Source organism: uncultured Polaribacter sp. (assembly GCF_947497125.1).
Classification (GTDB): Bacteria; Bacteroidota; Bacteroidia; order Flavobacteriales; family Flavobacteriaceae; genus Polaribacter.
Window position 1 is genome coordinate 1 of the sequence record NZ_CANMFI010000012.1, and the last position, 581, is coordinate 581.

Consider the following 581-nt stretch of genomic DNA (forward strand, 5'->3'; position numbering starts at 1 on the left):
ATCCATACGGTATAACTATTGATGCTGCAAATAATTTATATGTTGCTGATGGAGAGAATTTTGCTATTCGAAAAATCACACCAGAAGGAGATGTAACTACGTTTACGGATAACTTTGTTAATGACGATGGAGAATCAAGAGATTTTGATTATTTAACCAATATTAGAATAGATCTTGATGGGGATTTAATATTTATTGATAATAGTGGAGCTTCTTCTTCAAAAATATATAAATCATTATCTAATGGAGAAACAGTTATATTTAAAGAAAGTCTTCCATATTTAAGAGGTCTTACAATTGATAATGGAGGAAATTTTTTTGGAACTGCACCTTTTGAAAATGTGATTTATAAAATAACAAGTACAGGAGATGCAAGTATTTTTGCAGGAACTAAAGATGTAGAAGGAATAGCTGACGGAACCGGAACAAATGCAAGTTTTACCACTCCAAGGACGCTTATTGTAGACTCTCAAGACAATATATACGTAATGGGAAGTGGAGAATTTACACTCCGTAAAATTACGCCAAATGGTGAAGTAACAACAGTAGCTGGAACTGGAGAACGTGGTTTTTTAAATGGT

The 581-nt window shown here is 32.7% G+C and carries 1 pseudogene; it reads left to right on the forward strand.

What is annotated here, in order from left to right:
• Positions 1-581 (forward strand): annotated as a pseudogene (locus Q0678_RS11650) (hypothetical protein); the annotation flags it as partial.